This is a genomic window from Bacillota bacterium (assembly GCA_013178125.1).
Lineage (GTDB): Bacteria > Bacillota > SHA-98 > Ch115 > JABLXJ01 > JABLXL01.
In genome coordinates, this window is record JABLXJ010000005.1 from 98,998 (window position 1) to 113,236 (window position 14,239).

The window sequence follows — 14,239 nt, forward strand, 5'->3', positions numbered from 1 at the left end:
CAGGATCGAGCTCTGTCCCCAATGATATCGCCTCAATACATATGTCATGTTATCCCTTTATCCCTGATATGTCGTTCTTGATATATCTTCATGAGATATGTGTTCCTGTATCTTTCAGGTGTTTCCCAGGATATGATTCTCGTCAGGTTATGCCTCCCGGCGGCTCCATCGTTCAGGAATACTGAACGATGTTCAAGAATTTTGGTGTAAAAATACTCGCCGAACATTCCGTAATCTACCCCCATGATTTGTCGGATCTCAACCCTGGCGTTAGCCTTAATATAACCCCTAGTTCCATAAGGAGTCAATGGACGTGTGACATACAGGTAAACTAAGCTGACACGCCCTATAAATATGGCGACAGCCCTACCCAACCCCAGGACAGTTGCCAGTCACGGTAGCCGCAAACCCTGTGCCACACCCTCGCCATGAGCTGGCAGGATAACTGCGTCAGAAAACGGCAGCTCCATGACCTTCCTGCCTATCTGTCGCGCGGTATCCATGACGAGCTCCGCATAATACGGTATACGCTCGTCTGAGAAATGCAGGGCGGGCCCGGATACGCTTATAGAACCGACCGCGTTCCCTGACCGCCTATCCCTTATGGGCACGGCTACACATTTGATCCCGGGGTCGTGCTCCCTGTTGTCTATTGAATAGCCGCGCTGCCGGGTGAGGGCGAGCTCCCTCTTCAGAGCCTGGGCGTCGGTGATGGTGTTCTCAGTATACCTGGTCAGGCCCTTTATGCGGATAATCTCGTCGACCACCTCGTCCGGGAGATAGGCGAGAATCGCTTTGCCAACCCCTGTGCAGTGCATTGGGGCCTTGCGTCCTACAATCGAGTAATGAACCAGCCGTTTCGATGGGTAGACTGCCTCAATATACAGGACCTCGCCCTCGCATGGGACGGTCAGATAGACTATCTCCTGGGTCTTCTCCTGGAGATCTTCGAGATAGGGAATCGCATACTCACGAATGCCCATGCTACAGCGAACTACGTAACCCAGCTCAAATATCCTCAGGCCGAGCCTGTAGCAATTATTGCTAGGGTTTTTCTCTACAAACCTGCCTTTCTCAAGGGTCGCGAGAATGCTATGCACCGTGCTCTTGGGCAGGTCGAGGCGCCGGCTGAGTTCGCTCACACCCCACTCGGGCTTGTCCTCGGAAAAACACCTGAGTATATCCATTACTTTAAAAAGCGACTTGACCGTGTTCCCACGGTCCCGGTCAAGCCCCTGGATGGCGCGCATCTAAAACCACCAGATCATCTCAATATTAGCTGGTACCTGGTAATGGCCAATTACCTCCAGTATCAAGAATCGAAGCTATCACGGCCAACGGCGAATTATTATCGCATCATCATGGTGTTCAGCAATACTGAACAATGTTCCGTATAAAATATAATTCTATACTCGTTATGTTTTTCCTTCTACCTTCCCTTAAAATTTAACGGGAAATTCCTCCAGACCAGTACCCTTGAGACTCACCCTATTACCTTCTATCGAATAACTTTACGTGCAGGAGTAAAATGCCAAAGCTCGGCTCGTTACGGAGATTCAGGGTAGCCCCGCGCAGCCCGGGTGAGAGTTAACCTGAGGTGAAACTTGAATCTAATAAGATGGGGGATGGAGGGATTCGTTGTGAAGGGCATTGTCGGCATAGAAAGATACCTCACGGGGAAATACGTTAAAGCAGCCCTAAAGCTAATCGCAGCCGCCATAGTCGGCGCTATCCTCTGCCTGGGGATTTACCTGGCCAGCCCCCCTGGCGTGCTGCTGCCGGTCCCCATGGGGGCGTCAGTTATGGAGGCGTCACCGCAAACAGCTCTGGCCGTTGGGCTATCGCAGCCGCCCAAATCGGGGTCCGGATCAGCCTCGTTTTCAATAACATTTACAGGATCGAGCGACCCCTCGGTATCCTTCCACCTGGCGGTCAACAATCCCGACGCGGAAGTCGCCGATGCCCTCTTCCTCGGCTGCATGTCAGCATTTTTTGGAGTGGATAATCATATGATCTTTGAATTCGAGAGCTGGGGGAGCGGATCAATGCCGCCTACGCCCACGGCACTCGTTTCCCTCTTTTATATATCAGCGGACAGCTACTATAGCCCCACAGAGGTCCTGGTGATGCGCCGGAAGGGCCACGGCTGGGGAAAACTGGCCTCCAGCATCATGAAGACCAAGAAGAAGGGTCACGGCTACAGTAGGGTTGCGGTTTATAGGAGATACAGCAGCTACAGCGGGTACAATGACGACGGATTCGAACGGGCTATGTACGCGAGGTTCCTCTCGGAATACTACGCCGTGCCGGAGCGCGATATAACAATCTGGCTCACGAAGGGCTATACATATTCTGACATCACTGTGGCCTTGAACCTCTCGGCGCGTGCGCGCGTGGCACCCGCCAGCGTGCTGGCCCTGAGGGCGCGCGGGACCAGCTGGAGGGGGATAGCCGGCAAATACAAGGTTAAGTATGAGGATATCTCCAAGCCTGTGCCACCAAGGCGCTCGTACCGGCTGCGCCGCGGGTGAAAAACAGCCGGCAAGGGGCAAATGAAGTAGCGGATCAGTTGACGGTACCGATTTATTGGCTGGTTAGCCTCCATTAACTGGTTAGCTTGCGCTGCGCGTAGGGTAGGGTGCCGGGAAGCACCCTACCTGAACGCGCGGCGAGGTCGGCTCGGCTGATGATGCAGGTCCATGCAATGCGCAGCCAACCACAGGCCACAAGAGGTGCACAATAGACAACGATAGGGGATGGGCCTGAGCCTATGAATGTCCATAGGCTCAGGCCTACAATTAGCCTGCAGTTAATACCTAATACACCATTAGCACTCGAACACTCGGAGATAATCTAATCTCCTGAACTCTTAATTTTGGCTCCACGGCTCTAAATCAAGTCGTCTTAAGTTTCTGCTTCCCGCTCACCGCTCGCTCGCTCATTAGGACCAGCGGGTAGAGGACGACTACTGCTATGGTATTAACCAGCGTAGCCGGGAGCACCACCGTTGTAAAAAGCACTTTGAAGGGCCCCGGCAGCCCGACGAGCAAGAGCGCTGACCCCAAAAATACCGCGCCGCTCACTATCGTCCCGAGTATGGGCACTACAAAAAGCAATATCCTGTCACTCACTCTATGGCGCAGCAGCCCTATTAACCCAAGCACGAAGAATGTTGTGATAATCTTGTCGATGAGGTTCGGGACTTGCCCTCCAGGAAACCCTGTCGTAAGCGCGGTCAGGATCCCACCAATGATCCCGGCTTCAAGTGCCAGTTTAAGATCGGTTTCCATCAAAATTACAATAAATAACATGCTGAGAAGGAGATCAGGTTTCATGCCGAGAACGATTGGAGGAACAACATAGTGGAGTATGAGCCCGATAGCCATAAGCAAAGCGACCCTGACGAATCTGTTCAATTTCACTCGTCACATCCCCCTTCTTTTCATTTACTTGTCTTTTGTTTTTTGCATGACTTCCTCTGGTTTCCCGATTCTCGGTTCCCCGGTTCCGGCTCCGACCCGCCTCAATGTTCCCTAGCCGACCGCTCCGTGACCACTCACTCCGCGACTACTCACTCCGTGACCATTCGACCATTCCACCCTCGCCGGCCCGTGGAGTAGAGATGGAGAACAGGGGGAACCGCCGGGGCTGAGCCGAGGACCAGGTGCATAACAAAAACCCCCGCCCCTGAATGAGGGACGAGGGTTTTCCCGCGGTGCCACCCTGATTGGCCTGCCCTGTAATATGTAGTAGCAAGCCCACTCTCATAAAGCACGGACCTCAGCGCACCCCACTACTCTGATGACGCAACAACATTGTCGGGACAACAGCAGCCCCAATTAACGCCAAACCAAAGCGACAACAAGAAAATAAAACAACATAGCGAGAGGCAGCTTTCGTCGATGCTCTCTCCCTGATAACGGTGGGAGCCTTCCGGCACAGCCTACTGGCGAGCCACCTCGCTATCTCCCGCGCTACCCCGCGTTCAGCCTGCGGCTCACGGGCCCATTCGGCACAGTCCACGGTGCCGGATTCCCACCAGCGCCGGCTCTCTTAGACCGTCACAGCCCGTGCCTACTCTCCCCGGTCATCGCCCTTATTTTACTGGCCCTATATGTATATAGTTTATTTTAAATAAATTATAACAGGCGGCATATAGCGCTGTCAATGACGAAATCTACATAATCTGCATACATCTATACGAAATCTATCCCAATATCCATCTCACGCCCATTTGATCATCGTTCTCGGACCGCGCTCGAAGCCAAGGCCGGCCAGGATCTCGCCGGCCGCAGTATCAGCAACCGGCCTGCCATTCCACTCGGCTATCTCTATGCGGTTGCGGCGCCCCCTCAAATAATGAACCCATCTAAGGACCCTGGTAAGTTCCCCCAGAGCACACGCCAGATCACTGGTGTTGTTATCAATATCACCACCAGAGGATGCAAGCGACACGATCTTCACCTTGTTACCCCCGGCAACGATAACCGGGGCTCCCTCCCTGAATACGACGGCCGATGGGATCAGAGGAAGCACCGGCATAGCTGAGCTAGCAAGGTGCGGACGCGGGACGGGTGAGGCAGGGCCGGGAGCAACAGGCCAGGGGAATAGGCTTCCCCATGGATTTGCCGGGTCGCCTACCACGAGCCCCCAAAATCTGGGTAGACCCGCATCGCGTGGCAAGCGAAGGCCATCTACTGCATCTGCCGTCGCGTACTGGATACCAGATAGCCCCCGGACATAGTATCCCCTGCGCACCCTGCCGGCCATCTCCCAACCTGCGAGGATCTCGTTCAGCGGCCCCCATGCAAATCCCTCCAGGGACGCCACTTCCCTGCTGACGATGCCGTAACGCGCCAGGAGACGCTTGCATGCCTGCGCCAGGTCACTCGCCATCCGGTCCTCGCTGGAATTACAACAATTACGACCTTCTCCAGGATTATCTTCTCTGTAACTATCCCCAAGACTATCCCCGCCGCAAGCATGCTGGCAGCCGCGGTGCATCTCTCCCGCACTCCTCCATCCTGTATTCCCCCGTGGAGCCCCGGCCTGCGGCCATTCAACAAGGGACCATCTCCCCATCTGGTTCAGCATAGAATAATTCAGGGCGGAGCGGCCTGAACGGCCTCCGATAGACCCGCGCCCGGCCTTGAATCCAGGCCCGACCCTCCTGATGCCCGGCCTCCAGCCTGAGCCTGCCTGGACCGCACCACAGCCTGCGCCCCCATCACGATCCCTCGGCCTGACACCGGCCGCAAGGATGCCTCTCAGAGCGCTGAATGTATCGTTTGTAACCTCCCCGCGGCGCACCATCTCCTCCAGGGCAAGGAGAATCTCATCAACGGATAACCCTGTTTGTTGCCAGATTTGCGGCAGGAAAAGCGCGCCTCTCCTCTCCATGAGGGCGGTTATCTCCGCGCGCGCATTCATGATCCGCGCGGAAACGCCCGCCAGATCAACCCCAGCCCCGTCCAAGCGAGCACCGGCGCCAACACTAGGATCAGCAGCAAAATCAATATTACCATTAGCACTAGCACTAGCTACATTAGCACCAGCTATTATATGGGCCACAGCGGGGGAGCTCCCGGGACTTCCGGGGAACTCGCCGGCCGGGCAGATGGCGATCTCGATTTCTTCCCCGTTTCCTCGCCCAAACCATGTGAAAAAGCCGCTGCTGATCAACTGGTCCAGGAGCCCCGGCTCATACCCGCGTATCCTGGCCTGCAGGACGCCACCTTCCCAGAGCCCAGCTGGTAGAAATACTCCCGCAAGTTGTTCGAGAGCCCGGCTGAGGGCCTCCACCCCGGCCCCGGGAGCGCCGATGCCCTGCCAGCGGGCGAGGAAGGCGCAGTAATCCTCAGGGGCGCGCGGCGCCACCTCCCGCCGGGCCTTTGCCAGGCTGCGCCGGTAAATCTGCTGCAACAGACCAACATCGCACCATTCAAGGCCCGTCCCATCAGGGAGGAACTCCCCGCTCCGGAGGAATCCGGCCGCCTCCAGCCTCAAGAGAGATGCCCTGACTTCCTCCTCGGAGAATCCATAAAAACACGCAGCATCCTCAACCTTGAACGGGCCGCGGGCCCGCGCGAAACGGCGTATAACCCTATCCCTTGCCTCCTCAGCGCCGCTTGGGGCGCCATCCTCCGCGAGGCCCAAGCCCGCATCCGCAAAATCGACTAGCTCCAGCCGGTTCCCCAGCGCGGCGCGGTAGTCCAGCAGGTTCTCGGCGGCGATCCAGGCCCGCTTCATCCTGCAGGCCCCACCGCCCGAACTCGATCTCCAACCAGATCTCGAACCCAATCCTAAATCGGAACCCGAATCGGAGCCCGCACCCGCGACCCACCCTATATGCACCGCCCGCCCCGCAGCCCGGAGCTCGGCTAGAAAACTGCAAAGCTTGGAATCGTCTCCGGTATCAGAGGACCTGATATCATCAAAGGACCCATCGCACTCGACCCATTCCCCGGCCCTGAGCAGCCATGCGTGCAGTTCATCGGCGCTTCGAAATTCCCGCCCTACCCCATGCCCCGCTCCGCCCCCGTGGAGGGCATCATCGATAACCTCGCGGATCACCTGCGGGTCGAGGACATGGCGCAGTTGAGCGTGACCGGCCCGTCCCAGCAGATCCCTGAGCGCGCTCTGATCCATGGAGAGGGCATGCAACCTGCGCTCCCCCTTGGGAAGGTCAGCCTCATACATATAGGCCGCTACAAGGCCGAAGACTAGCGGCTGGGCGAAGGGCGACGGGGCGGCCCGGCGGCAACGGTGCACCTGGATCGCGCCGGTGCGCAGCCCCGTGATCACCTCCCGCAACCCCTCAACATCAAAAACCTCGCTCAAGATCTCCCTGTAGGTCTCCATAACGATTGGAAAAGACGGATAGCGGTCTACTACCTGGAGCAGATCAGCCGCCTTGAGCCTGGATAGCCAGAGCGGCGTCCGTTTTCTCGCGTAAGGGCCGCGCGGCAGCATGAGGGCTCGCTCAGCGCTGTGCCGAAATACCATACCAAAAAGCGGGGTCGGCCTGACCAACACGGCAAGTTTCCTCTCCAGGTCGTCCGGGTCAAGGGACGCAGCAAAAGACGCGGGATCGATGAAGGGAGGCTCGGGGGCAGCGGGGCACAAAAACAGGATGCCGTCGTCGGTTCGCACGGATTCGACCTGGAGCCCGTATTCCTTATACAACATATCCGTGAGAAGCATCGCGAGGGGCCCGTTAACGCGCTGTCCAAATGGTGAATGGATCACGACGCGCCACTCCCCGAGCTCGTCGCGGAATTCCTCCACAATCATAGAGCAGTTCGACGGCAGGACCCCCGTCGCCCTGCGCTGAGCCAGGAGGTAATCCCGGAGGTTCCGGGCGGCAGCCTCATCCGTTAGGCACTCGCGCCTGAGCCACCCGGGGAGGTCAGGCTCATCCAGCCGCGCCGCGACCTCCTCGAGAAAACGACCCAGGGTGCATCCAAGTTCATAAGGCCGCCCGAATCCCTCTCCCCTCCAAAACGGAAGGACGGTCGGCGCGCCCCTGGCCGGAGATACTATAACCCTATCCTGCCGGATCTCCTCTATCTCCCATGTATTCGTTCCCAAGACAAACCGGTCTCCTACACGGCGCTCATATACAAACTCCTCGTCGAGCTCACCTAGGCGTACAGGTGAATCAGCCGCGTAAACCCCGAAATACCCCCTGTCGGGGATGGTGCCCCCGCTCGTGTATACCAGGTGCTTACCGGTTTCGCTCGCCCGCACGAGGCCGTTAACCCTGTCCCAGAAGATCCTCGGCTTGAGGTCTATGAATTCATCCGCCCCGAATTGCCCCGAGAGCGCGGCAAGAACCGCCTCAAAGTCCTTCCACGGGAGATGCCGGTAATTATATGCCCGCCTCACAAGCCGGTACAGGTCGTCCACCGGCGTCGCACGATCGACCGCCAGCCCCACGATTTGTTGTGCGAGGACGTCAAGGCAATTCATAGGGGCGCGGCTCCGTTCGATGCGGCCGGCCCCCATCTCACGGGCTATAGCCGCCGCCTCGAGGAGGTCCATGCGCGTCTTGACGACAACCCGCCCCTTGCTGGGAAGCCCCACAACATGGCCAGCCCGCCCCACCCGCTGAAGGCCTCGAGCCACCTCGTGCGGGGATTCCACCTGGATGACCAGGTCTATGGAACCGACATCGATTCCGAGTTCCATAGAGGAGGTAGCCACAAGGCAGCGCAGCTTGCCCTCTTTCAGGAGCTCCTCAACCTCCAGCCTGTGTTCCCGTGACATGCTCCCGTGATGAACCCTGGCGATGTCGGGAAGATCGTGAACATCACGGGCGAGGTCATTGAGATTGGCTGCTATCCGCTCCGCAACCCTCCTGTTGTTAACGAAGATAAGGGTCGAACGGTGCTCGAGAACCAGGCCCAGCAGGCACCTGTAGATTTCCGGCCAGACCGTCTTCTCGGGCAGCTCCCGCAGGTCATTTACGGGCACCTGAACCAAAAGGTCCAGCTCCTTTCGCTGGCCCGTATCAATGATCTCGACCGGGCGAGGGGTCCACTCCAGGCCGCTGCCGCTCGAAACGCCACCGCCGAGAAACGCTGCGACCTCCTCGAGGGGCCTCTGCGTAGCCGACAGCCCAATTCGCAGGAGGGGGTGCCCGGCCAGCTCCTCGAGGCGCTCCACGCTGATTGCAAGATGGGCCCCGCGCTTTGTCGGGAAGAGCGAATGGATCTCATCTACGATAACGAACCTGACGCTTCTCAATATCTCCCGCGCCCTGGAGCACAGCATCAGAAAGAGAGACTCCGGGGTGGTGATGAGGATGTGCGGCGGATGCTTCAACATCGCCTGGCGTTCCCTCGCAGGGGTATCTCCGGTCCGGATTGCCGAGGTCAAACGGGGTAATTGCAGGCCCATGCGTTCCGCCGTGCGCTTTATACCGTCTAACGGAATTTCGAGGTTGCGATATATATCATTATTCAAGGCCTTGAGAGGGGATATGTAAAGGACTTGAACTCCACCGCCGATATCCTCCCCCGCCTCGACTCGCTTGTAGAGCCAATTCAGGCACTGGAGAAAGGCCGCCAGCGTCTTGCCCGAGCCGGTAGGAGCCAGGAGAAGGACGTTTTTACCCCCGGCGATGGCAGGCCACCCTCGCGCCTGTGGCGGGCTCGGCTCGCGAAAGGTCTCCTGAAACCAGGCTGCTATCGCCGGATGAAATTGAGAAAAGGAAAAGTTCATAATCTCTTTCATCCCTCTCCTCATGACCCCCTACTTCGTTCTTACCTCTAAAGGTTCCTTTTTATGATATCGTAGTTTTATTCTAAAAACAACCTCCGCTGGAACCTGGACCAAGTATAATTAGGGCTTGAAGAAGATAAAATGGTAGGGTAGAATAGATATGGTATTCAATCCCAGATTTAGCCGGGCCACGAGGGCTCACCACAGACTCGCGAGGCCCGGCATGAAGCTATACATGAAGCTATATTTGTACGAGACATGATTGGGGCGGGGTGATGAATGACATGAAGCACCAAGGAGATCTAATTTATGCCATAGAGGAGAGGATAGGCCAGCCCGAGCTCTTTGTCGGGAGGAGAGAGGAGCTATCCTTTCTTGAAGAATGGGTGGATAATATACCCCGAAAGCTCTCCCGCTCCACAGCCCTGCTCTCCAGGAGGAAGAAGGGCAAGACAGCGCTCGTCGAGAGGCTGTATAATATCGTCTATACCCTGAACGGCAAGGTCATCCCCTTTTACTTCGAGGTAAAAGAGGGAAGCAAGTGGATAGTCGACTTTGCAGAGGTTTTCTATGCCACCTTTATATCACATTATATCGGGTTTAAGACCCGGAACCCCGGCCTTTGCAGGAAGTCTTCTAACCTTGATACCCTCGCTGAACAGGCCCGTAAGCATGGTCTGGATGTTGTGGCTGACGACATTCCATTATTCAAGGAGAAGCTAGCCCGCACACACATGGTTGACACCATATGGGACCACGCCCAATCTGCCCCACACAGGATCGCCAGTGTAACCGGGGACTACATAGTCCAGATCATAGATGAATTCCAGTTCCTGAATAGCGAGATATACTGGGACAGGGAAAAGACCAGGGTCGCTAATGACCTCGCGGGCTCGTATCTTTCACTTGCGGAGTCCAAGATAGCCCCCCTGCTCGTGACCGGTAGCTGGGTGAGCTGGCTCAAGAACATAATCCACATGCAGCTGCCGGGCAGGTTCATCGAGATGGAGCTCGGCAACCTCACAGAGGAGGAAGGCCTCGAGGCTGCCCTGAACTATAGCCTCATAACAGGGGTGCCTGTGGCAGAGGATGTAGCTGTATATCTCAATAAGCTCGTGGACTCAGATCCCTTCTACATAAGCGCTGTAATACGGAGCACGTATAAGAACAAGGATCTCACCACAGTGGACGGGCTCCTGGACACTATAGAGTATGAGCTCCGTAGGGGCACCATCTACGGGACATGGCTCGAGTATATAGGCAGGACCCTTGGGCAGGTGAATGACCTGAATGCCAAGAAGATAGTGCTCTTTCTCTCAAAGAACCGTGATAAGGAGTGGACAAGGCAGGAGATCATAGAGCGCCTCAAGCTCGACTACACTGACCGCGAGGCCGAGGAGAAGCTCCAGATGCTGGTCAAGGGGGACCTCATAGCTGAGGGGAGCACGAGCCTGAGGTATCGCGGGATGAGGGATGATATCTTCTACAAGGTATTCAGGTATAAGTATGAAGAGGAGATAGAGAATCTCCCCCTCGAGGATGCCCTGGCTGAGGAGAGAAAGAGGCAAAAGGCCGAGATAGAGAAGCTAAGACGAGAACTGCGGGGACTCAAAGGCCTGTATGGTTACCACAAGGGACACATCCTGGAGTATTTGTTGATGCGCTACTTGAGATTCGAGGAATACAAGAAGGAAGGAGACAGACTCAGGGATAAGGTGTATAACTACCAGGAGGGTGCCGAGTTCACCTCGTACCGGGAAGTGAAATCAGCCAGGATAAACCTCGAGGGAGGCCGGGAATACGAGATAAATATATGGGCAAAAAGCCTTGAAGAGGGTCAGGATCTCATAATAAATGTAAAGGGTCATGAAAGAAAGGCCGGGCAGGGCGAGGTGGAGGAGTTACTCAAGGTAAAGGAGACAGCCGACAGGCTCGGGATGAAAGGGTATTATATCTTCTATAGCAGCAGCGGCTTCGACGATAATGCAAGGGAACTGCTCCGTCAGAACAAAATCATGTATGCGGATAGGGAAAGCTGGAAGCTATACACCTGGTATAGCGAATAGCCTACATACTATATATACCTGTGACGACATCAAAGATGAAAATGGCCCTTGCAGAGGCATTCTCAAAGCAGAGAGGGGAAAGATGTCACGTATGATAAGCATGATCGGTATTCCACAACTTGATACCCCTTTAACCATAAAAAACACCCATATTCGCAATCGCATAGTGATGCCCCCCATGGTTAGATTTGGCTGGGCCGATGAGTCCGGCAAGGCGACAGACCGTTTTGTTGAGCACTACGCCCGCCGGGCGAGAGGGGGCGCCGGGCTTATAATCGTGGAGGCGACCTCGGTCATGCCCAACGGGAAGCTGGCCAGGTCTCAGCTTGGCATCTGGGATGACGAGCAGATTCCCGGCCTCAGGCGGATAGCCCTTGCGTGCCGTAAGGCGGGGGCTAGGGTCCTCATACAGCTGAACCACGCCGGCGCCAACACCAGTCGCGATGTTATAGGCGAGCTACCTGTAGCACCTTCGGCGGTCGTCGTACCGGGCTTGCGCAATGGCGACGAACCTCCCCGCGCCCTGTCACAGCCTGAGATTCGTGCGATCATCAGGGCTTTTGGCCTCGCCGCCGCTCGTGCGGAGGCCGCGGGTTTTGATGGAGTAGAGATACATGGTGCCCACGGATTCCTCGTAACCCAGTTTCTATCCCCTATAAGCAATAGGAGGTCGGATGAATACGGGGGTAGTCTCGAAAACCGGATGCGGTTTGCAATCGAAATCATCCGCGAGGTGCGGGGGCGCGTAGGACCGGATTTCGTCATTGGTTACCGGTTGGGAGCGGTGGATTTCACGGAGGGAGGGCTCACGCGCGAGGAGGGCCGGGAGGTAGCGCAGGCGCTCGAGAAGGAAGGCGTCGACCTTATCAATGTTTCAAGGGGCCTACCTGGGGATTCGGGTCCAGACCTGCCGGAGGACTACCCGTTTGATTGCCTCGTGAGCCTCGCGGCACCGATCAAGGAATCGGTCAAGGTCCCGGTGATCGCAGTGGGTCGTATCGTGGAACCGGCCACTGCAAAGGCCATTCTGGCCCAGGGCATTGCGGATATGGTCGCCGTTGGGCGCGGGATGCTGGCCGACCCGGAATGGGCAAACAAGGCTATAGCGGGTAGGGATTCGGAAATCATGAAGTGCCGCGGGTGTGCGGACGGCTGCAAGCGGGCGAGCGGCGGGTGCCCATGGGGGAAGGATTGACAAAATGGGGACCGGCAAGATCGACAAACCGGTAAAACCAACAAATTAGAATGGGACTAAAGACCAGGGTGGAATTAGGATAGGGTTGGGATAGAATTAGGATGATAGAATTAGGATAAAGTTAGTAGGATGAAGTTGGGTAGAAATAGAATTAGGAGGAAAGCATCTCGTCTCAAAACCCAGGACTTATGAGGACTTATGATGTCATCATCGTCGGGGCAGGGCCGGCCGGCTCCACTGCCGCGCGCCTCCTTGCCGCTCACGGCCTCGCCGTCCTGCTCATCGACGCGAAGAAGCTCCCCAGGGACAAACCCTGCGCCGGCGTCGTGAGCGCGAAGACGTTATCGCTGCTAGAACAGGAGGGCCTGGGGGTCCCGCAGGACCTGGTCGAGGCCGAGATATATGGCTTGAAGGCATTTGGGCCCCATATGGAGCCTGTATACGCGGAACCCGCATATGAGGTCTCTGGAATCTCCCTGCCCGGGCGCCCGAGGCTCGGGATCACTGTGAGGCGGCGAGCGTTTGACTGGTTCTTAACCGAGCCCGCGCGCAATGCTGGCGCCCGGCTCATTGATGATTGCCGGCTCCTAGGCCTCTCCGGCGTCGGCGAGACCTCCCAGGGGCCTTCGGCACTTCCGGCGCTCTCGCTCGATACGTCAAAAGGGGAGTTCGAGGCCAGGGTTGTTATTGGCGCGGACGGGGTCTTTAGCGCCACGGCGCGGCTGGCCGGGATACGGCCCCGCTTCCGATGGTGGGAGCTGGCCCGGACATGTAGCATGGATATATCCGTTGCGCATATCGCCAATTGTCGCAATCGTCCGGCTGAAGATACGGGGGTTAGAATTGACGGGGGAAGCATGAGAAACGCTGGCGAAATATGCTTTCCTCCTGTGCTCTTCGGGTCGGGTTGGCTTTTCCCGCATGGCGACCATGTCAATGTAGGCATCGGCTGCGCGGCTTTCGCTTTTACCCGGCGGATGTCCATAAAAACGCTATGGTCGACAGCTCCGGCAATCCCTACACTACCATCACCACCATCACTACCATTAGCCTCCTTCCCAGGTGAGCCGCCTTCTCAAAACGAGCCGCTTTCTCAAAGCAAGCCTCATCAAGCATTCTTAGCCTTCCTTGATAGTCTGGCCCGCGCAAAGGGCTGGGAAATCCGAACGATTTCCCCCGCTAAGCAGGGGGGACCGAAGGAATATCTCGTGCCCGCCGGCGGCTTCAGGCGCCCGATAGCACGCGGTCAGGTCCTGCTCGTTGGCGATGCCGCCGGCCTCGTGGATCCCTTCACGGGCGAGGGCATATTCAATGCAATGAGAAGCGCAAACATAGCCGCGGAAACCATAGCGGGTTTCCTCGGTCGTGATCATGATGACTATGGTGATTATGATAACGGAGTCCCGGGGCACCCCCTGGCGCGCGAGTATACCAGGAGGTGCTATGGCGCCCTCCTGCCCGAGCTTCGACGCTCGCTCCTCCTCACTGCTATCTTTTTCAATAAAGGAGGTCTGTTCTTTCGCCTCCTGCGGCGCGACCCGCGCCGCGTCGCCTGGCTCGCCGAGATAATGCACTCCGAGGGGGCTTACGGCCGGATTTTGAGTGAGCTTGCTCCATGGCGTAGTCCCCGGGACTAACGCACAGGCGTTTGCTGGGCTTCTCCAGGGCGTCATAACTCTTAATGCTAATGCTCAGGTCGCTATGAATATTGCACGCCGGCCTGGCCTGCCGGAGTGCCCTAACAGCCCTGCAG

8 protein-coding genes and 1 other annotated feature are annotated in these 14,239 nt (G+C 56.9%); of the genes, 4 read left to right on the forward strand and 4 right to left on the reverse strand.

Features of this window, described 5'->3' with window-relative positions; all coding sequences use genetic code 11:
* Positions 1–44: 44 nt before the first annotated feature.
* Both HPY71_05955 and HPY71_05960 read right to left on the reverse strand, forming a co-directional pair.
* Entirely contained in the window at positions 45–374 is a 330-nt protein-coding gene (locus HPY71_05955) for a hypothetical protein (protein ID NPV53050.1), read from the reverse strand.
* 18 nt (positions 375–392) lie between these two features.
* Positions 393–1,250 carry an IclR family transcriptional regulator gene (locus HPY71_05960; GenBank protein ID NPV53051.1) on the reverse strand — a complete coding sequence of 286 codons (858 nt, stop codon included), beginning with the start codon at positions 1,248–1,250 and terminating at the stop codon, positions 393–395.
* 390 nt (positions 1,251–1,640) lie between these two features.
* On the opposite strand from HPY71_05960, the gene HPY71_05965 reads away from it, so the two are divergent.
* Positions 1,641–2,531, forward strand: coding sequence for a hypothetical protein (locus HPY71_05965; GenBank protein NPV53052.1), 891 nt, complete (start codon positions 1,641–1,643; stop codon positions 2,529–2,531).
* Positions 2,532–2,894: 363 nt separating this feature from the next.
* On the opposite strand, the gene HPY71_05970 is transcribed toward HPY71_05965, so the two are convergent.
* The gene (locus tag HPY71_05970; protein ID NPV53053.1) at positions 2,895–3,386 is read right to left on the reverse strand and encodes a tryptophan transporter; all 492 of its coding nucleotides are present in this window, start codon (positions 3,384–3,386) and stop codon (positions 2,895–2,897) included.
* Between the two features lie 305 nt (positions 3,387–3,691).
* Positions 3,692–4,100 (reverse strand) — a binding site (T-box leader).
* 124 nt (positions 4,101–4,224) lie between these two features.
* Entirely contained in the window at positions 4,225–9,237 is a 5,013-nt protein-coding gene (locus tag HPY71_05975; protein ID NPV53054.1) for a DEAD/DEAH box helicase, read from the reverse strand.
* A 272-nt stretch (positions 9,238–9,509) separates the two neighbouring features.
* Between HPY71_05975 and HPY71_05980 the strand changes: the two genes are divergently transcribed.
* The 3 genes from HPY71_05980 to HPY71_05990 all read left to right on the forward strand — a co-directional run bounded on the left by HPY71_05980 (position 9,510) and on the right by HPY71_05990 (position 14,123).
* Positions 9,510–11,291 (forward strand): hypothetical protein, encoded by a 1,782-nt coding sequence (locus tag HPY71_05980; protein NPV53055.1) that lies wholly within the window; start codon positions 9,510–9,512, stop codon positions 11,289–11,291.
* 91 nt (positions 11,292–11,382) lie between these two features.
* Positions 11,383–12,486 carry an NADH:flavin oxidoreductase gene (locus HPY71_05985; GenBank protein NPV53056.1) on the forward strand — a complete coding sequence of 368 codons (1,104 nt, stop codon included), beginning with the start codon at positions 11,383–11,385 and terminating at the stop codon, positions 12,484–12,486.
* Between the two features lie 188 nt (positions 12,487–12,674).
* Positions 12,675–14,123, forward strand: a complete 1,449-nt coding sequence (locus tag HPY71_05990) for an NAD(P)/FAD-dependent oxidoreductase (protein ID NPV53057.1) — start codon at positions 12,675–12,677, stop codon at positions 14,121–14,123.
* Positions 14,124–14,239 lie beyond the last annotated feature (116 nt).